12 protein-coding genes are annotated in these 18445 nt (G+C 65.5%); 9 read left to right on the top strand and 3 right to left on the bottom strand.

What is annotated here, in order from left to right:
* Positions 1–45 precede the first annotated feature (45 nt).
* The 7 genes from ACHWVH_RS01685 to ACHWVH_RS01655 all read left to right on the top strand — a co-directional run bounded on the left by ACHWVH_RS01685 (position 46) and on the right by ACHWVH_RS01655 (position 12148).
* Positions 46–5421 carry an RHS repeat-associated core domain-containing protein gene (locus ACHWVH_RS01685; RefSeq protein WP_394686546.1) on the top strand — a complete coding sequence of 1792 codons (5376 nt, stop codon included), beginning with the start codon at positions 46–48 and terminating at the stop codon, positions 5419–5421.
* Positions 5405–5854 carry a hypothetical protein gene (locus tag ACHWVH_RS01680; RefSeq protein ID WP_152236855.1) on the top strand — a complete coding sequence of 150 codons (450 nt, stop codon included), beginning with the start codon at positions 5405–5407 and terminating at the stop codon, positions 5852–5854. Before ACHWVH_RS01685 ends, ACHWVH_RS01680 begins: the two co-directional genes overlap by 17 nt.
* Before the next feature lie 296 nt (positions 5855–6150).
* Complete coding sequence (locus tag ACHWVH_RS01675) at positions 6151–6294, top strand: hypothetical protein (protein ID WP_017912154.1); 144 nt, start codon at positions 6151–6153, stop codon at positions 6292–6294.
* 297 nt (positions 6295–6591) lie between these two features.
* Positions 6592–6801: a hypothetical protein gene (locus ACHWVH_RS01670; RefSeq protein ID WP_152236854.1), complete on the top strand. Its 210-nt coding sequence runs from the start codon at positions 6592–6594 to the stop codon at positions 6799–6801.
* A 187-nt stretch (positions 6802–6988) separates the two neighbouring features.
* Complete coding sequence (locus ACHWVH_RS01665; RefSeq protein ID WP_152236853.1) at positions 6989–7447, top strand: hypothetical protein; 459 nt, start codon at positions 6989–6991, stop codon at positions 7445–7447.
* Between the two features lie 453 nt (positions 7448–7900).
* Positions 7901–10489, top strand: coding sequence for an exo 1,3/1,4-beta-D-glucan glucohydrolase (locus tag ACHWVH_RS01660; RefSeq protein ID WP_318526795.1), 2589 nt, complete (start codon positions 7901–7903; stop codon positions 10487–10489).
* Positions 10490–10585: 96 nt separating this feature from the next.
* Complete coding sequence (locus ACHWVH_RS01655; protein WP_295921155.1) at positions 10586–12148, top strand: sodium/sugar symporter; 1563 nt, start codon at positions 10586–10588, stop codon at positions 12146–12148.
* Between the two features lie 28 nt (positions 12149–12176).
* Here the strand turns inward: ACHWVH_RS01655 and ACHWVH_RS01650 are convergent, their stop codons facing one another.
* The 3 genes from ACHWVH_RS01650 to ACHWVH_RS01640 all read right to left on the bottom strand — a co-directional run bounded on the left by ACHWVH_RS01650 (position 12177) and on the right by ACHWVH_RS01640 (position 15834).
* Positions 12177–13970 (bottom strand): bifunctional diguanylate cyclase/phosphodiesterase, encoded by a 1794-nt coding sequence (locus tag ACHWVH_RS01650; protein WP_267094016.1) that lies wholly within the window; start codon positions 13968–13970, stop codon positions 12177–12179.
* Positions 13971–14047: 77 nt separating this feature from the next.
* Positions 14048–14614: a response regulator transcription factor gene (locus ACHWVH_RS01645; protein WP_160958516.1), complete on the bottom strand. Its 567-nt coding sequence runs from the start codon at positions 14612–14614 to the stop codon at positions 14048–14050.
* Positions 14611–15834, bottom strand: coding sequence for an ATP-binding protein (locus ACHWVH_RS01640; RefSeq protein WP_043091040.1), 1224 nt, complete (start codon positions 15832–15834; stop codon positions 14611–14613). Before ACHWVH_RS01640 ends, ACHWVH_RS01645 begins: the two co-directional genes overlap by 4 nt.
* Positions 15835–15958: 124 nt before the next feature.
* Here ACHWVH_RS01640 and ispG point away from each other — a divergent pair, with 124 nt between their 5' ends.
* Positions 15959–17224 carry a flavodoxin-dependent (E)-4-hydroxy-3-methylbut-2-enyl-diphosphate synthase gene (ispG, locus tag ACHWVH_RS01635; RefSeq protein WP_267104907.1) on the top strand — a complete coding sequence of 422 codons (1266 nt, stop codon included), beginning with the start codon at positions 15959–15961 and terminating at the stop codon, positions 17222–17224.
* Positions 17205–17915 carry a phosphatase PAP2 family protein gene (locus ACHWVH_RS01630; protein WP_017915921.1) on the top strand — a complete coding sequence of 237 codons (711 nt, stop codon included), beginning with the start codon at positions 17205–17207 and terminating at the stop codon, positions 17913–17915. Before ispG ends, ACHWVH_RS01630 begins: the two co-directional genes overlap by 20 nt.
* The last annotated feature ends 530 nt before the right edge of the window (positions 17916–18445 follow it).

The raw sequence follows: 18445 nt of genomic DNA, 5'->3' as shown, positions 1-18445 counted from the left end.
TCGAACGGACGCAGAACGGAAGCAGGCATGGAGCGGAGCGAGCATATGACGTGGTTCAACAGCGCATGGAAAAGCGTGATCCTGGGTGGGCTGCTGGGCGCGCTGGCGTCGACGGCCGCCTCCCAACAGCTGGTCTGGTCGACGGCGGCCATGCCGGCCGTCGGCATTGGCGCTGTTCCTGCAGTGCTCGGGCAGTGGCATGCGACCACATTGGCCGATGGCAGCGAGCTGGCGCTGGCGCCCGACGGGCGCTTTCTGCGCCATCGCGTGCCCGGTCAGCGTGCGCGCGAGATCGCGCTGCCATCGGTACGCATCGATGCCAGCGTCACCTTGCTGCCGAGCGGGCGCGTGCTGGTCTGGGGCGGGCGCGATGCCAAGGGCCGGCTGCAGGACGGCGGCGCGTGGTTCGATCCGGCAAGCGCCTCCGTGCAGCCGGCCACGGGGCTGAGCCTGCGTGCGCGCTATGGGCACACCGCCACGGTACTGACCGATGGTCGCCTCCTGCTCGCCGGCGGCACTGGCGATGGCGCCGGTGCGCAGGTGTGGGACGAAGCCAGCGATCGGACGATCACCCTGCCTGCGGATCTGCCGGGCGGCGGCAACGCAAGCTCGCGCCTGCTGGCCGATGGCCGTGTGGCGTTGCCGGCGTCGCGGAACGCCCAGCGCATCGCCAGCGATGCCGTGTTCGATCCGCTCGCGGGTGCGTTTCTTCCGTATCCGGCCAGCATCGCCGATACGCCAGGCGCGCCACGACTCGCCGGCAGCGTGCCGGTGCAGGGGGCTGCCGGCGTCGCGCCGACCGCGCGGCTCGCGCTGCGCTTCTCGCGTCCGCTGCACATGCCCACGTTGTCCGCGCGCACCGTCACCCTGGTCGGTCCGGAGGGGCGCGTCGCGCTACGCATCGCGCCTGTAGAGCAGGGGCGTCTGCTGTTCGTGCAGCCGCGTCAGGCCTTGTTCCCGGACTCCCGCTATACCCTGATGGTCGACGGTGCGCGCGGCGCATCGGGCGATGCCGTGCCGCTGATCGCCCTGGATTTCCGCACTGCGGCGTACGACAGCAACGGACAGCCGGTGGGGCACGCAACGGCCGCGCCTGCAGAGGCGGGCGCCGCACCCAGCGTGCAGATGACCGGTGCAGGCACGCCGGCGTCCTGTGCCAATGACGGTGTGCCGTGCCGCGCGCACGGCCTGTTGGTGGACGGCATCTGGTACCCGGGACAGGACAATACCGACAGCCGCTGGCGCATCTATGGCGCCTCGCAACAGCCGGAACATAACGCGCGCATCGCGCGCATCGCCGCGACCTTCCACGTGACGATGGTGCGCGGGCGTGTGGTGCGGGTGGACCAGCAACCCGTGGCCGGGGTCGAGGTCAGCATCGGCAAGGAGCGCGCGCTTACCGACAAGAACGGCTGGTTCACCCTGTTCGATGTGCCGGCGGGGCATCAGGAACTCTACGTCGACGGCAGCACCGCCAACACGGCCGGCGCCGAATACGGTCAATTCGTTGTCGGCACCGAAGTCGCCGCCGGCCGATTGAACGAACTCGGCTATCTGCTGCATCTGCCACGCATCGCCGCGCGCGACAAGATCAGGATCCCGTCGCCGACCGTCCAGGACATGGTCGTTGGCCACCCGGACATTCCCGGCCTGCAATTGCGCATTCCCAAGGGCACCGTCGTGCTGGACCGCAAGGGCCGCCTGGTGACCGAACTGGCGATCGTGCCGACGCCGGTCAATCGCGCGCCGTTCCCGGTCACCGAAAACCATCCGATGGCGTTCACGGTCGAGCCGGGCGGCGCGCAGATCCGCGGACTCGACCCCGGCGCCAACAACGGCATTCAGGTCTACTACCCCAACTACGACGGCTACGCCGCGGGTACCCAGGCCAATTTCTGGATGTACGACCCGCGCGATGGCTGGCGCGTCTACGGCAAGGGCACCGTTTCGGCCGACGGCAAGCATTTCGTTCCCGAGCCTGGCGTCGCCTTGCACCAGACCATGGGCGGCATGTACAGCGTGCCCAGCAACGACCCGCCCAGCGAGGCCGGGTTGCCGCCGGATGGGCATTGCTGCGGAACCCCGGGTAGCGGCGGCGTCGCCAATGCGGCCGATCCCATCGACCTGAAGACCGGCGAATTCGTCCATTCGGAAACCGACCTGCAGATCGCCGACGTGACGGCGCTGAGCCTGTCGCGCAGCTACCGTCCCCATGACATGAAGCAGCGCGAGTTCGGCATCGGCACCGCGTCCAACTGGGGCTACTACCTGTACAACCCCGGGGGCACCTACGATTCGCTCGATCTGGTGCTGCCGACTGGCGCTTATATCCGCTTCGATCGGGCCTCCGGTTCCGGCCCGCGTGGCGAGTGGCGCCAAGCCGGTTCGACCACGCAGTATGCCGGTGCCGTGCTGCAATCGGTCTACGATCCGGACCCGCTGCAGCCCTGGGGTCGCGGCTTCCGCATCACCCTGCGCGACGGCAGTCGCATGCAGTTCTCCAGCTACATGGACACCCGCCTGCGCTGGCTGGAAGACCGCTACGGCAACCGCACCACGCTGCTCTACGATGCCGGCCTGGTCGCGCGCATCGTGTCGCCGAGTGGGCGCTATATCGGCCTGGAGTACGATACTCGCAATCGCATCGCGGCCGCCACCGACAACGCCGGCAATCGCTGGACCTATGCCTACGACAGCAATGGCTTGCTCGCCACGGTGGGGTTCCCCGATGGCGGCAGCAAGGCGTATGCCTACCAGACCAGAAGCCAGAACAACGCACTCGCGCAGCATCGGATGCAGTCCATCACCGACGCGCGCGGCAAGCGCGTTCTGCTCAACGAGTTCGAGGTCGTCAACGGCGTGTCCACCGGCAGGGTCGTCAAGCAGACCCAGGCCGATGGCGGCATCTTCGTCATTGACTATGCGCATGTCGATGGCGGCACCACTGGTGTGCTCGTCACCAGTCCGGACGGCAGCAAACGCCGCGTCGTCTTCGACGGCAACAGCGCCTATCCGAAGACTGACATCCTGGCCTACGGCACCGACCAGCAACAGACCTACAGCTTCGAGCGCAACGCCTACGGGCAGGTCACCGCCAGTATCGACCCGCTCGGCCGTCGCACCGAGTATCGCTACGACGCGGGCGGGCGACCGCTGCAGGTCACGCTGCTGGCGGGCACCACACAGGCGCGCGTGTCCAGCCTCAGCTACACCAGTGACGGCGACCTGCAATCGGCGACGGATCCGCTCGGGCGGGTCACGCGGCTGGACTACGGCGCCAACCGCTGCCTGACCGCGGTCACCGATCCTGGCGGCCGCACGGCGCGCTTCGCCTGCGATGGCGCGGGCCTGCCGTTGAGCGCGACCAATGCGATCGGCCAGACGATCGCCTTCCAGTACGCTGGCTACGATCTGGCCGGCATGGTCGATCCGCTGGGGCGCAGCACGCGCTTCCAGTACGACAGCCTCGGTCGGGTGACCGGCAGCCGCGACGACCAGGGCAACGCCACGCGCCAGGAATACGATGCGCTGGGCCGGGTCAGCAAGGCCTACGATGCCGCCGGCAACGCGACCGAATTCGGTTACGACAAGAACGGCAACGTCGTGGCGGTCCTGCTGCCGCACGGCAACGGCATCACCTATACCTACGACGAGCGCAATCGTCCGCTGACCCGGACCGACGCGCTGGGCCAGTCCGAGACATGGACCTACGACACCATGGACCGGGTCGCCAGCTACACCGATCGCAAGAGCCAGAAAAAGACGTTCGCCTACGACGTGCTTGGGCGCCTGTCGGTGGTCACCGAGGCCGACGGGCGCACCCAGACCTTCACCTACGACGCCGGCAACCGCCGTGTCGCGCTGGTCGATTCGGCAGCGGGCACCCTGAGCTGGGACTACGACCTGTTCGACCAGGTCATCAAGGCCATCACCCCGCAAGGCAACATCGTCTACGAATACGACGCCGCGGGCCGCCGTACCAAGATGATCGCGGCCAACCAGGCGGCACTGGAATACCGCTACGACGACGTCGACCGCTTGCGCACCCTGCTGCAGGGGAGCGAGACCGTGGCGTTCGATTACGACGCCGCCGATCGCCTCACCGAGACCACGCTGCCCAACGGCGTCAAGACCGGGTATGCCTACAACACCGCCAACCAGACCACCGGCATCGCCTGGCTCAAACCGGACGGCACGGCCCTTGGCGAGATCGGCTATGGCTACGACCAACTGGGCCGGCTGGTGGCGCAGACCGGCAGCTTCGCCCCGCAGGCGCTGCCGGCGGCCCGCAGCGGCAGCTTCGACGACAACAACCGGCAAACCCAGGCCGATGGCCAGACGCTCAGCTACGACGCCAACGGCAACCTGCTCTCCGATGGCGTAAGGACCTACGTCTGGAACGCGCGCGACCAGTTGGTGGAGATCAAACAGGGAACGGCGAGCATCGCCAGTTTCGGCTACGACCCGCTGGGTCGAAGAGTGAGCAAGACCGAAGGCGGGCAGACGATCAGCTATCTGTACGATGGGCTGGACGCGGTGCAGGAAACCCAGGGTGGCACCGTCAACCCGATCCTGACCGGGCTGGGCATCGATGAGCGCTATGCGCGGAACGAAGCCAGCGGACGTGCGTATTTCCTGAGCGATGCGCTTGGCAGCACGCGTGCACTTACCAATGCCAGCGGTGCCTTGATCCAGCGTTATGACTATAGCCCCTACGGCCAGACCAGTCAGGCCAATACAGGGACCAGCAATCCCTACCAGTACACGGGGCGGGAGCGGGATACGAGTGGGCTTTATTACTACCGGGCGCGGTACTATCGGCCAGACTTGGGGCGCTTTGTTAGTGAGGACCCCATTGGGTTGGTCGGTGGAGCAAACCCTTATGCCTATGTCCATGGTTCCCCACTGATGTATGGAGATCCTTTAGGTCTTTTTGATTTGCCATCAATTCCCCAGCCGGTAGTAGATGCGGTAGCAGGTTTTGGCGATTCGTTGTCATTTGGGTTGACGAACTACATACGGGATCAATGGGATATTAATGGCGCAGTTGAAAAATGTTCAGGTTATTATTCCGGTGGGCAAGTCGCCGGAACTGTTTATAGTTTAGCTATGCCTCTGAGTCGATTGGGTTACGTGGCAAAAGCCCGTCAGATTCCAAGATTGGGATTGTCTGCAGAGGAAAGCGTAATCGCAAGAAACGCTCTGAAGAATTATTTCAGAGGACCTTTCGCTTACTCATTGAGAAATTGGCATGCCGTCACATATGAAGGCCTGGTGGCGCAAGGAAAGAGTAGTGCCGACATAATTGCTGGCGCAGGAAGAACGAGCATTGGGTGGACATCCGTTTTAGTAGGAGGCGGCTTAGTAGGTTCGGCAACGCGCGCAGGAAGAATTGGAGGTAATTGTGGTTGTGGTCAATAAAATACTGGTTCGTCGCTATAGGGTCTACGATCCGCTAGAGCAGGATGTCTTTGTCTATGGCGCTGGGGAGTTAAATTTTTTTTCGTCTGGTAATAAGAGTTTGAATGTGGCGGGTTGGCTTGTTGATTGGGAGAAAATATTGCGTGGCCCAAGGCGCATAATATTCTTTGAAGACGATGGATTTAAATTTATCGATGTTGGTGGGTTAGTTTTTAAAATTGGGCATGGAGTTGAGGTGCATTGCGTTCGAAATATATTTATTTCAAAATTGAGTGTTCTTAATAACGGCGTGCCGGCTGCGTCTGTTACATACCTAACTCCTTGGTGGCGACTAATTTTTGACGATGGTAGTCACCCAGATTTGCAATTTCCTTTAGAGTATTTCTCTAAATTGTGGAATGATAATATTTTCATATTTAACAAGGCTGGTTAGTTCTGGGTGATAAGCGGATGTGAGTGTGGATAAAGATTGTGGTGGGAGGCGGGGCTTCTTCTATGGCTGTTGCTCTTCCTGTTTTTGGTGAGTTTATTTTTTGATGAATAGAATTTGGTTATTTTCTGCATTGGGTTTTTTGATTTTTGTCTAGTAACTCTCCCGGGATAATGGTTTCCAATCATCTGAGGTCAATAACTTTGGAAGGTTGGGTGATTTTGATGCAGATGATGAATTCGGACGGCAGGGCCCTGGGCGAGATCGGCTATGGCTAGGGCTACGACTAGGTCGGCCGCTTGGTGGCGCAGATCGGCAGTAACAACCGTCAAGCCCAGGCCGATGGCCAGGCGCTCAGCTACGACGCCAACGGCAACTTGCTTTCCGACGGCGTACGCACCTATGTCTGGAACGCGCGCGACCAGTTAGTCGAAAGGAAATAGGGGGCAGCAAGCATTTCCAACTTCGGTTACGACCCGCTGGGCCGAAGAATGAGCAAGGCCGAAGGCGGACAGACGATCAGCTATTTGTATGATGGACTGGATGCGGTGCAAGAGACGTAGGGCGGCACCGTCAACCTGATCCTGACAGGGCTTGGTATGGATGAGCGCTATGCGCGGAATGACGTCAATGGCCGAGCGCATTTCCTGGCAGATCATCTGGGCAGTATGCGGAGCAAGGCGGCTGACACTGGTAGCCGCCATGGCTATTGGTGGTAGTGCCGCTGTGGAGGATAGGGGATGAGAATTGAGGTTCGCATAAGGCAATCAGAGATTCGCTTTCGTAGTGGAATTAAGCTTATTTTGTTTGTTGCTGTTGCGGCATCTATCGCATGGATTATAAATGTATTGTGGCTGGCGAAGCTTCTTCTTTTTTTTGCTTTGTTTTTTTCTGCCGTTACAGTATTTGAATTTTTTAATGCTTGGCGGCTTAGGAAAAGGCTGCAATGATTATTGGCTGCTCGTGTATATCGAGCTCGGCATGCATGAGCTCTGTACGTGCAATAAATCTAGTGGGTATGTGTCCGGCGAGATTGATTTTGGCTTTGCTGAGGCGGCCTAGGGAATGAGGCGGTCAGTATCGTCCTTTCTGGGATTGAAGGTGTATAGGTCATGAATAAATTCGATTTTTACATTTATGCGCGCCGTTGATTTCCTCTCGGTTTATGGCGCAAGCACATTCTCCGTTCTGTGCTACGGTGTTTTTGATGCAGCTTCCTTGCAGGGAGCATATGCAACGCTGAAGCGGGATATCAGTTCGCGGAGCGAAGCGTCCGTTTACAGGATGCTTGGCGACGATTGGCCGAACGGCGTATTGCTCCTCGAGACGGTCGTGGCTGCTCCGGATGCGATCTCTGCAGAAATTCATCGGGCCTTGGCAAGCATGTTCGATGCGGAGGGCTGCAGGTTCTCCCTGTGCATGTATGGCGGGGCTTTTAATCGCTATGAAAGTTTGTTTTCTCCAGATTTTTTCGATCAGGTGTATGCGTTCGCGTTCCGCAGGAACGACCATGTCGTCAATCTCGATGCGTCATTGCTTGCCTCCGGGCAATGGAAGGACATTATCGCTGCCTGTCGACTGAGAGCCTCGATCTAGGAGGAATGGTCCTTGTGCCGGCGGGCCTGTGGCGAACGACTCCGTCTCGGTTCGACATTGATTGCCTACCAGACGTCACCGTCACGGATTCGGCCATGCTCCATGACGGGGTAAGAAGGCCATCGAACTGGCAAGCGATCAGGTGCGTCATCTGCCCGTATGCGGTCCCAGATCTGCGCAGTGTGCAATGTCGGTTCTACTGCGATGCAGCAAAATCTCCGCAGCGACGCTGCGTATGCTGGTGAAGCAAAACAAGTCCATGCCAGTCACCCCAAGCAAACCCGGTATTCCATCGCTATAGCGTCAGTCGATATCCGTGCGGCGTCGAGGCATACCTCGCGTCGCGGTTGACAGGCTTGGGGCGATTCGGGAAGCGTAGGCGCCGGCCGCACCTCGGCGTGTGCGGTCCGGCCGCGACATGGCATGCGTTCGCCGTTCCTGGGAGGGAGTCTCTTGCACACACAGACCGCTGGCGCGCGCGCGCCGTTTCGCACGGCGCTGGCCGCGGCCGCTGCGCTTGGCCTGCTGGCGTTGGCCGCCGCCGTTCCCGGTCGCTCCGTGCCGGTCGCACCGGCGGCCGCGCCGCCGCCGCCGATCCATCCGGACCGGTGGCCGTCGCCGGCCTGGCCGTTGAAGGAGGATCCGGCGCTGGAGGCGCGCATCACCAAGCTGATGGCGCAGATGTCGGTGGAGCAGAAGGTCGGGCAGACCGTACAGGGCGACATCGGCAGCATGACCCCGGAGGACGTGCGCAAGTACCACATCGGCTCGGTGCTGGCCGGCGGCAATTCCGATCCCGGTGGCAAGTACGATGCCAGCCCGGCGCAGTGGCTGGCGCTGGCCGATGCCTACTACACGGCGTCGATGCAGACCGACGGTGCCGGACCTGCGATCCCGATCATCTTCGGCATCGACGCGGTGCACGGGCAGAGCAACATCGTCGGCGCCACGCTGTTCCCGCACAACATCGGCCTGGGCGCGACCCGCGACCCGGAACTGATGCGCAAGATCGGCGAGATCACTGCCGCCGAGACGCGTACCACCGGCATGGAGTGGACCTTCGCCCCGACCGTGGCGGTGCCGCAGGACGACCGCTGGGGCCGCACCTACGAAGGCTATTCCGAGTCGCCCGAGGTGGTGGCCAGCTACGCCGGCAAGGTGGTCGAGGGGCTGCAGGGCGTGCCCGGCACGTCGGGTTTCCTGGACGGGTCGCACGTGATCTCCTCGGTCAAGCACTTCCTCGGCGATGGCGGCACCACCGACGGCAAGGACCAGGGCGATACCCGGATCAGCGAGCAGCAGCTGCGCGACATCCACGGCGCCGGCTATCCGCCGGCGATCGCCGCGGGGGCGCAGACGGTGATGGCCTCGTTCAACAGCGTCAACGGGGTCAAGATGCACGGCAACACGGTCATGCTGACCGACGTGCTGAAGGGGCAGATGCATTTCGGCGGCTTCGTGGTCGGCGACTGGAACGGCCACGGCCAGGTGCCCGGCTGCCGCAACGACGATTGCCCGGCCGCGTTCAACGCCGGCGTGGACATGCTGATGGCCCCGGACAGCTGGAAGGGCGTCTACGAGAACGCGCTGAAGGCGGTGAAGTCGGGGCAGATCCCGATGGCGCGGCTGGACGATGCGGTGCGGCGCATCCTGCGAGTCAAGCTGCGCCTGGGCCTGTTCGAGGCCGGCAAGCCGTCGCAGCGTCCGCTCGGCGGCAAGTTCGAGCTGCTCGGTGCGCCCGAACACCGCGCGGTGGCGCGGCAGGCGGTGCGCGAATCGCTGGTGCTGCTGAAGAACCAGGGGCAGCTGTTGCCGCTGAAGCCGCAGCTCAAGCTGCTGGTGGCCGGCGACGGCGCCAACGACATGGGCAAGCAGGCCGGCGGCTGGACCCTCAACTGGCAGGGCACCGGCACCAAGCGCGCCGACTACCCCAACGGCACCACCATCTGGGAAGGCCTGCAGCAGCAAGTCGGCGCCGCCGGCGGCAGCGCCGAGCTGGCGGTGGACGGCAAGTTCGCGACCAAGCCGGACGTGGCGGTGGTGGTGTTCGGCGAGCATCCCTACGCCGAGTTCCAGGGCGACATCGCCACGCTGCTGTACAAGCCCGGCGACGACAGCGACCTGGAACTCATCAAGTCGCTCAAGGCCCAGGGCATTCCGGTGGTGGCGGTATTCCTGAGCGGGCGGCCGCTGTGGGTGAACCGCGAGATCAACGCCGCCGACGCCTTCGTCGCGGCCTGGTTGCCGGGTTCGGAAGGCGCCGGCATCGCCGACGTGCTGCTGCGCAAGGCGGACGGCAGCGTGCAGTACGACTTCCACGGCAAGCTGAGCTTCTCCTGGCCGCGCACCGCGGTGCAGTTCGCCAACAACGTCGGGCAGAAGAACTACAGCCCGCAGTTCGCTTTCGGCTACGGCCTCACCTACGAGGACAAGGGCGATCTGAGCCGCTTGTCCGAGGTGTCGGGCGTGTCCGGCGCGCAGGCGGTGGGTGGGGTGTACCTGGACCGCGGCAAGCCGGCGGCGGGCATCAATCTGATCCTGTTCGGCGGCACGCAGGCCAATCTGCCGGCGGCGACCTTCCCGGCGGCACTGGCCGACGGCTCGCTGAAGGTCACCGCGATCGACCACAAGGCGCAGGAGGATGCGCGACGCTTCGTCTGGTCCGGCAGCGGCAAGTCCGGGTTGGCGCTGGTGTTGCCCAAGCCGCTAGACGTGTCGCGCGAGAGCAATGGCGACGTGCAATTGATCCTGACCGTCAAGGTGGATGCGGCGCCCGGCGCCGCCGCCCGCATCGGCGTGGCCTGCGGCCACGACTGCGGCGCGCGGCTGGACCTCGGCAAGGCGCTGACCGCGCTGCCCAAGGGCGAGTGGCGCACCCTCGGTGTGCCGCTGAAGTGCTTCGCGGTGGCCGGCGCCGACCTGACCCGGCTCGAGCGCCTGCCGCTGATCGAGAGCGACGGCGCGCTGGATCTGTCGCTGTCGCGGATCGCGCTGGGTAGCAGCAATGACGCGCAGAGCGTGGTCGACTGCCCGCTGCACTGAGCGGCGGCGAACGGTTTTCTTGAACGAGCGGCGCCGCCCACGCGGGCGGCGTCATGGACAACGGTGCGACAGGGCTGCGGCCCGTAGGAGAAGGCAGTGGGGTTGGCGACGTTGGATGTGGCGATCGTGGTGGTCTACCTGGCGGGCATCTTCCTGCTCGCGCAATGGGTCTCGCGGGAGAAGGCCGGGCACCGCAAGAGTGCCGAGGACTACTTTCTGGCCAGCAAGACCCTGCCGTGGTGGGCGATCGGCGCCTCGCTGATCGCGGCGAACATTTCCGCCGAGCAGATCATCGGCATGGCCGGTTCCGGTTACGCGATCGGCCTGGCGATCGCCTCCTACGAGTGGATGGCGGCGCTGACCCTGCTGATCGTCGGCAAGTTCTTCCTGCCGATCTTCCTGCGCAACGGCATCTACACCATGCCGCAGTTCCTGGAGCAGCGCTACGGCAAGTGGATCCGCACGCTGATGGCGGTGTTCTGGCTGCTGCTGTACGTGTTCGTCAACCTGACCTCGATCCTGTGGCTGGGCTCGATCGCGGTGAGCCAGGTCACCGGCATGGACCAGACCCTGGCGCTGGCGCTGATCGGCGTGTTCGCGCTGGTCTACCAGCTGTACGGCGGACTGAAGGCGGTGGCGCTGACCGACATCGTCCAGGTCACCCTGCTGGTGCTGGGCGGCCTGCTGGTCGCCGGACTGACCCTGTCGCGGATCGGCGACGGCGCCGGCGTGCTCGCCGGCTTCCGCCACCTGTGGAACGCGCACCCCGAGCACTTCCACATGATCCTGTCCAGGGACAACCCGTTCTACAAGGACCTGCCGGGCCTGAGCGTGCTGCTCGGCGGCCTGTGGGTGATGAACATCAGCTACTGGGGCTTCAACCAGTACATCATCCAGCGCGCGCTGGCGGCCAAGAACATCGGCGAGGCGCAGAAGGGCATGGTGTTCGCCGCGTTCCTGAAGCTGCTGATGCCGGTGGTTGTGGTGGTGCCGGGCATCGCCGCGGTGGTGCTGGCGCCGGACCTGGCCAAGCCCGACCAGGCCTATCCGACCATGATGCAGCTGCTGCCCAGCGGCATCCTCGGCCTGGTGTTCGCCGCGCTGGTGGCGGCGATCGTGGCCTCGCTGGCATCCAAGATCAATTCGGTGGCGACCATCTTCACCCTGGACTTCTACGCCAAGTTCCGCCCGCAGGCCGACCAGCCGCAGCTGGTGCGAGTCGGCCGCGTGGCCGCGGTAACCTCGGTGCTGATCGGCATCCTCACCGCGCGGCCGCTGCTGGGCAATTTCGACCAGGGCTTCCAGTTCATCCAGGAATTCACCGGCTTCTTCACTCCGGGCGTGGTGGTGATCTTCATGCTCGGCCTGTTCTGGAAGCGCGCCAACGAGGCCGGCGCGCTGACCGCGGCGATCGGCTCGGTGCTGCTGTCGTTCGCGCTGAAGAAGCTGTGGCCGGAACTGCCGTTCATGGACCGCATCGGGCTGGTGTTCGTGCTGTCGCTGGTGGCGGCGGTGCTGGTGTCGCTGCTGACCCCGCAGGCGCCGGCGCGCGACCTGATCCGCACCGACGACGTGCGCTACGGCACCACGCTGGGCTTCAAGCTCGGCGCCGCGGCGGTGATCGCGATCCTGGTGGCGTTGTACGCGGTGTTCTGGTGAGCCACGGGCGGGCCGTGGCGCGGCACGCTCAGGCGTCGTCGCCCTGCCACGGCTCGGCCAGCCAGGCGTCGAGCGCGTCGGCCGGCATCGGCCGCGCGATCCAGTAGCCCTGGCCTTCGTCGCAGCCCCAGTCGCGCAGCATCCGGTACACGGTTGCGCTCTCGATGCCCTCGGCCACCACCTGTTGGCCGAAGTCGTGGCCGAGATGGATCATCGACGGCACCAGCATGCCGTCGCTGCGGCTGCCGGGCAGGGCGCGGATGAACGACTGGTCGATCTTCAGCGCGCTGGCCGGGATGTTCTTGAGATAGCCGAGGTTGCTGTAGCCGGTGCCGAAGTCGTCGATGGCGATCTTCACCCCGAGCGCGCTGATCTGCTGCAGCTGTTCGGCCACCCGCTGCGGATCGCGGATCATCGCGCTCTCGGTGAATTCGATCTCCAACGCGCCGGGCGCCAGCGCATGCTGCTGCAGCAGCGCCTGCAGCCGGGCGATGAAGTCGGCCTGTTCCAGGTCCACCGCCGACACGTTCAGCGACACGCTGAAGGTATAGCCGCGCTGCTGCCACAGCGCCGCCTGGGCGATGCCGGCGCGCAGCACCCAGGCGGTGATGCGGCTCATCAGTGCGGTCTTTTCCGCCAGCGGGATGAAGTCGTTCGGCGCCACCGTGCCCAGCAGCGGATGCTGCCAGCGCAGCAGCGCTTCCACGCCCACGCATTCGCCGCTGCGCAGGCTCACCCGTGGCTGGTAGTGCAGGCTCAGCTGGCCGCGCGCCTCCAGCGCTTCGGGCAAGGCGGCCAGGATCCGGAACGCATTGCGCTGGTTGGCGTCATGGTTGCGCTCGTACAGGCTCCAGCGCTGCCCACGCTGGCGCGCCATGTCCACCGCGGTGGTCAGCGAGCGCACCGTGTGATTGGCGCTCAGCGCCCCGTCCAGACGCACCGCGCCCAGCGAGGGGCTGGCCGCATGCGGAATGCCCTGGTGGTCGATCGCCGCGGCGAAGGCGTCGCAGAGGTGCTCGCACCAGTACTCCAGATGCGCCGTGTCGCTGCCTTCCATGATGAACACGAAGGTGGTGGTGTCGATGCGGTACAGCGGCAGGTTGCCCAGCGCCTTGCGCAGGCGGTCGCGGGTGGCTAGCAGGTAGCCCTCGGCGTACTCCCAGCCCAGCGCCTTGACCATGTCGCGGAAATAGTCGATGCCGCACACGTCGATCGCCACTGCGGTGTCGTGGTGGTCGGCGGTCTGCAGCGACAGCCACATGGTCAGGTCGTCGTTGAAGCGGCTACGGTTGGGCAGGCCGGTCAGCGCATCGACGAAGCCGCTGTTGCGCAGGGTGTCGATGCGCACCATCAGCAGGTCGCGCAGGTCCTGCAGGGTGCGGCGCGCCACCTCGTCGAACTCGTGGCGCGGCTCGCTGTCGATCACGCACAGCGTACCCAGGCTGGCGCCATCGGCCATCAGCAGCGGCGCGCCGGCGTAGAAGCGGATGAACGGCGGGCCGGTGACCAGTGGGTTGTCGCGGAAACGCGGATCCTGGCGGGCATCGGGCACCACCATCAGTTCCGGGCTGTGGATCGCGTAGGCGCAGAACGCCTGGCTGCGCGGTGTCTGCGGAACCTCCAGGCCGACCCGGGACTTGAACCACTGGCGCTGTTCGTCGATCAGCGAGACCAGCGCGATCGGCACCCGCAGGTAGCGGGACGCCAACTGTGTGACCAGATCGAAGACCTGGTCGGCCGGCGTGTCCAGCAGACACAGCTGGCGCAGGGCGCTGAGCCGTTGCGGCTCGTCCAGCAAGGCGGGTGGGGGAGACTTCAGCATGCCGGGTTATCGGCCCGGTACCAGGGGACTTGAGCGCCGGCCGGAAGGCAGTTCAGGCCACCGCCGCGCCGTCCGCCTCAGCGTGGCGGATCGCGCTGCGGGCTGGGCCGCTTGGCCAGCTTGCGCTGCAGCGAGCGGCGGTGCATGCCGAGCAGGCGCGCGGCCGCGGAGACGTTGCCGCCGGTCTCGTGCATGGCCTGCTGGATGTGCTCCCACTGCAGGCGGCTGAGCGGGGTCATCGCGTCCGGCACGTCGCTGCCATCCTCGTCCTCCTCTTCCTCGGCTTCCAGGCCGATCGCGCGCAGGATCATCGGCACGGTCGCCGGCTTGGGCAGGTAGTCGTCGGCGCCGAGCTTGATCGCCTCCACCGCGGTGGCGATGCTGGCGTAGCCGGTGACCAGCAGGATGCGCATGTCGGCGCGGATCGCGCGCAGCGGCTGGATCAGCGCCAGGCCGGATTCATCGCCGAGCTTGAGGTCGATCAGCGCGTAGTCCGGCGGCGCCTCGGCGGCCAGCGCCAGTGCTGCGGCGGCGCTGTCGGCGGTGCGCGTCTCCAGGCCGCGGCGGGCGAGGGTGCGCTGCAGGGTGCGCAGGTACAGCGGATCGTCGTCGACCAGCAGGCCCAGCGGGGTGTCGGTGTTCATGCGGAGGTCTCCAGGGCGAGCAGCGGCAGGCGGAAGCCGACCCGGGCGCCGTGGTCCGGCGCCGGCTCGGTCCACAACTCGCCGCCCAGGCGTTCGATGGTCGCATGCGACAGCGCCAGGCCCACGCCCATGCTCTCGGGCTTGCCGCTGCGGAACAGAGTGGCCGGCAGGCCGACCTGGTTGGCGTCGAAGCCGCCGCCGTAGTCGCGCACCTCGCCGACCAGTTCGCTGCCGGTGACCCGCACGTTCAGGTCCACCTGCGGGTGGCCGGCGCGTTCGCCGGCGTCGGCGGCGTTGTTCAGCAAGACCTGCAGCAGATGGCCGATGGCGCTTTCCATCCGCAACTGCAGCGGCGCGTCGTCGTTGCGGCGCAGCCGCACGGTCGGCCGCACCAGTTGCCACTGGTGCAGTACCTGCGCCAGCGACACCGTCTGCCCGCCGGCGCGCTGCGCCGGTGCGGCCAGCGCCAGCACCCGTTCGCGGCACTGCACCAGCAGTTCGCGCAGGGTGTCCAGGTCCTCGCGCAACTCCGGCTGGGTACTCTGTTCGGCGATGTCGTCGGTGAGCAGGGTCATCGTCGCCAACGGTGTGTTCAGCTCGTGCGCCACCGACGCGGCATGGGTGGCCAGGGCGACGATGCCCTCGTTGCGGGTGAAGCGCTCCCGCAGCAGCGCCAGCTCGCGTTCGCGTTCGCGCATGGCCATCGCCAGGCGGGTGGAGAACACCAGCACCACCACCGTGGACAGCAGGAAGTTGGCGGCCATGCCCCAGCGCTGCAGGTCCAGCGCCTGGTAGGGGCCGTGCGGCAGCGGCAGGCCGAACAGCGCGCTGACCGCATAGCCGGCCACGCAGGCCAGCGCCACCGCCAGCGCCCAGCGCAGCGGCAGGGCCAGCACCGCCAGCGCGATCAGCACCAGGAACAGCGAGCCGAAGGCGTTGCCGATGCCGCCGCTCCAGCCGACCATCCAGGTCAGCACGGTCACGTCGACCAGGATGTGGCCGAAGGCGGTGGCCGGCGCGGCCGAGTCGGCATGGCGCAGGCGCAGCTGCGCGTACAGGTTGAACAGCGCCAGCACCGCCACGCCGGCCCACAATGGCGCCTGCGGCAGCGGCAACTGCAGCGGCCAGGTCGCCACCAGGATCGTCGCGGCCTGGCCGGCGGTGGCCAGCCAGCGCAGGCTGCACAGGGTGCGCAGGAAGGAGGCGTCGGTGGAATCCATGCTGCGCATCGTATGCGCTGGACCCGGGGGCTGCCTGCGACAAACCGTCGCAGCGGTGCCGCCTGGCTGAATCGGCGGTGCCGGCGCGTGCGGCAGGAGCGGCCGCGCAGGCTAAAATGGGCGCATGTACGATGCCGTCAGCCGCCCCACGCCTCCCGCCGATGCCGCGCCCTGGGCGCGCCGTCTCACCCAGCCGGTCCGCATCGGCGGCGTCACCATGGGCGGCGGCAAGCCGGTGGTGGTGCAGTCGATGACCAATACCGACACCGCCGACGTCGCCTCCTCGGTCAAGCAGGTGGCCGAATTGTGGCGCGCCGGCTCGGAACTGGTGCGCCTGACCGTCAACAATCCCGAGTCGGCCGCGGCGATCCCGCGCATCGTCGACAAGCTGCGGATGATGGGCATCGAGGTGCCACTGATCGGCGACTTCCACTACAACGGCCACCAACTGCTGGCGGCGGAGCCCGCCTGTGCCGAGGCGCTGGCCAAGTACCGGATCAATCCCGGCAACGTCGGCTTCGGCAAGAAGAAGGACAGCCAGTTCGCGCAGCTGATCGAGTTCGCGCTGAAATACGACAAGCCGGTGCGCATCGGCGCCAACTGGGGTTCGCTGGACCAGGCGCTGGCGGCGCAGCTGATGGACGAGAACTCGCGGCGCGAAGTGCCGTGGGATGCCGGCCGGGTGCTGCGCGAGGCGCTGATCCGCTCGGCGCTGGACTCGGCCGAGCGCGCGGTGGAGCTGGGCCTGGGCCGCGACCGCATCGTGCTCAGCTGCAAGGTCAGCGGCGTGCAGGAGTTGATCGCGGTGTACCGCGACCTGGCGCAGCGTTCGGATTTCGCCCTGCACCTGGGCCTGACCGAGGCCGGCATCGGCAGCAAGGGCATCGTCGCCTCCAGCGCGGCGTTGGCCGTGCTGCTGCAGGAAGGCATCGGCGACACCATCCGCATCTCGCTGACCCCGGAGCCGGGGCAGTCGCGCACGCAGGAAGTGATCGTCGCCCAGGAACTGCTGCAGACCACCGGCCAGCGTGCCTTTACCCCGCTGGTCACCGCCTGCCCGGGCTGCGGCCGCACCACCTCCGAGTTCTTCCAGGAGCTGGCCAAGGTGGTGCAGAACCACGTCCGCGCGAAGATGCCGGAGTGGAAGGTGACCCATCCCGGCGCCGAGAGCATGACCCTGGCGGTGATGGGCTGCGTGGTCAACGGGCCGGGCGAGTCGCGCCACGCCAACATCGGCATCTCGCTGCCGGGCACCGGCGAAGCGCCGGCCGCGCCGGTGTTCATCGACGGCGAGAAGAAGGTGACCCTGCGTGGCGAGAACATCGCCCACGAGTTCGTGGCGTTGATCGACGAGTACGTCGAACGCACCTATGTCCGCCGCACCGGGTGAGTCCGCCGCCGAAGCGGCCGGCCTGCGCCGCTGGCTGCGGCTCAATGCCTGGCGCGTGGTGCTGCTGTTCGCCGGCGTCCTGCTGCCATTGGGCGTGTTCGTGGCCCTCGCCGACGAAGTGCATGCGCTGGAAGACCTGTATTTCGACGAGCCGCTGCTGTGGAGCATGCGCGGCCTGACCAGCCCGGGTTGGGACCGCTTCTTCACCGTGGTCACCGAGGCCGGCTATCAGTACGGCGTGATCCCGCTGGACACGCTGATCGTGCTGGTGCTGCTGGGCCTGCGCCGCTGGCGCGAGGCGCTGTTCGCCGCGTTGTCCTTCATTGGCTCGGCGCTGCTGAACATGGGCGCCAAGCAGTTCTTCCAGCGCGACCGGCCCAGCCTGTGGGAGTCGATCGCGCCGGAACACCACACCTTCAGTTTTCCCAGCGGCCACGCGATGGGCTCGATGACCCTGGCGGCGGTGCTGATCGCGCTGAGCTGGCGTACCCGCTGGCGCTGGCCGGTGCTGTGGCTGGCCGGCAGCTTCACCCTGCTGGTCGGCGTGTCGCGGGTCTACCTGGGCGTGCATTACCCCTCGGACATCCTCGGCGGCTGGAGCGCGGCGCTGGTGTGGGTGGTGGGGCTGTACCTGCTGCTGTTCCGCGGCGAGCGCCGGCCGCGCTGGCGCGCGCGGCGCGCATTGGCATGATTTCCAGTACGCGCCAATCCACACTGCTGGCGCTCGCTGTGCCGTCGCCTCCAAAACCTGCGAAGGATGAACACATGACCAGATCCGAGCGAGCGTGTCAGATTTGGGCAGTGCTGGCGTGGGCGGCACGCCATCGCCAGTCTTTGACCTACTCCCAGTTGGCCGCACTCACGGGCGCACATCGCGCGGGTCTCGGTCAGCTACTTGAGCCTATTCAGTCGTATTGCTTGCTAAATCAGCTGCCCCCGCTCACAGCGATAGTCGTACAGCAGGAGTCGGGTTTGCCGGGAAGCGGCTTTGTTGGGGCCACTGCAGAAGAGTTGGGTAGGGCGCAAATGGCGGTTTTCGGATGTGACTGGCTCGCGCATGGCAATCCTCAGCCTGAAAGGTTCGAAGCTGCTGTTCGCGAACGTCCGTCCAATGGAGAGAATTGATTTCTTCCGCCTCATGGTGCGGGCAGCGCTTTATGTAAGTGCAAAGCGGCCCACTCACTATTTGTAAAACGGGAAAAGTATTTCCTCTGCTGATGT

The organism is uncultured Xanthomonas sp. (genome assembly GCF_964278005.1).
Lineage (GTDB): Bacteria > Pseudomonadota > Gammaproteobacteria > Xanthomonadales > Xanthomonadaceae > Xanthomonas_A > Xanthomonas_A sontii.
The sequence above is the reverse complement of the archived record's forward strand: the minus strand, read 5'-3'. Positions and strand labels throughout refer to the sequence as shown.

What these genes read in the sequence shown, in the direction of transcription:
- ACHWVH_RS01685 (WP_394686546.1), top strand. Translation starts at nt 46, where the DNA reads ATGACGTGGTTCAACAGCGCATGGAAAAGCGTGATCCTGGGTGGGCTG.
- ACHWVH_RS01670 (WP_152236854.1), top strand. Translation starts at nt 6,592, where the DNA reads ATGAGAATTGAGGTTCGCATAAGGCAATCAGAGATTCGCTTTCGTAGT.
- ACHWVH_RS01665 (WP_152236853.1), top strand. Translation starts at nt 6,989, where the DNA reads ATGCGCGCCGTTGATTTCCTCTCGGTTTATGGCGCAAGCACATTCTCC.
- ACHWVH_RS01650 (WP_267094016.1), bottom strand. Translation starts at nt 13,970, where the DNA reads ATGCTGAAGTCTCCCCCACCCGCCTTGCTGGACGAGCCGCAACGGCTC.
- ACHWVH_RS01645 (WP_160958516.1), bottom strand. Translation starts at nt 14,614, where the DNA reads ATGAACACCGACACCCCGCTGGGCCTGCTGGTCGACGACGATCCGCTG.
- ACHWVH_RS01640 (WP_043091040.1), bottom strand. Translation starts at nt 15,834, where the DNA reads ATGGATTCCACCGACGCCTCCTTCCTGCGCACCCTGTGCAGCCTGCGC.
- ispG (WP_267104907.1), top strand. Translation starts at nt 15,959, where the DNA reads ATGTACGATGCCGTCAGCCGCCCCACGCCTCCCGCCGATGCCGCGCCC.
- ACHWVH_RS01630 (WP_017915921.1), top strand. Translation starts at nt 17,205, where the DNA reads ATGTCCGCCGCACCGGGTGAGTCCGCCGCCGAAGCGGCCGGCCTGCGC.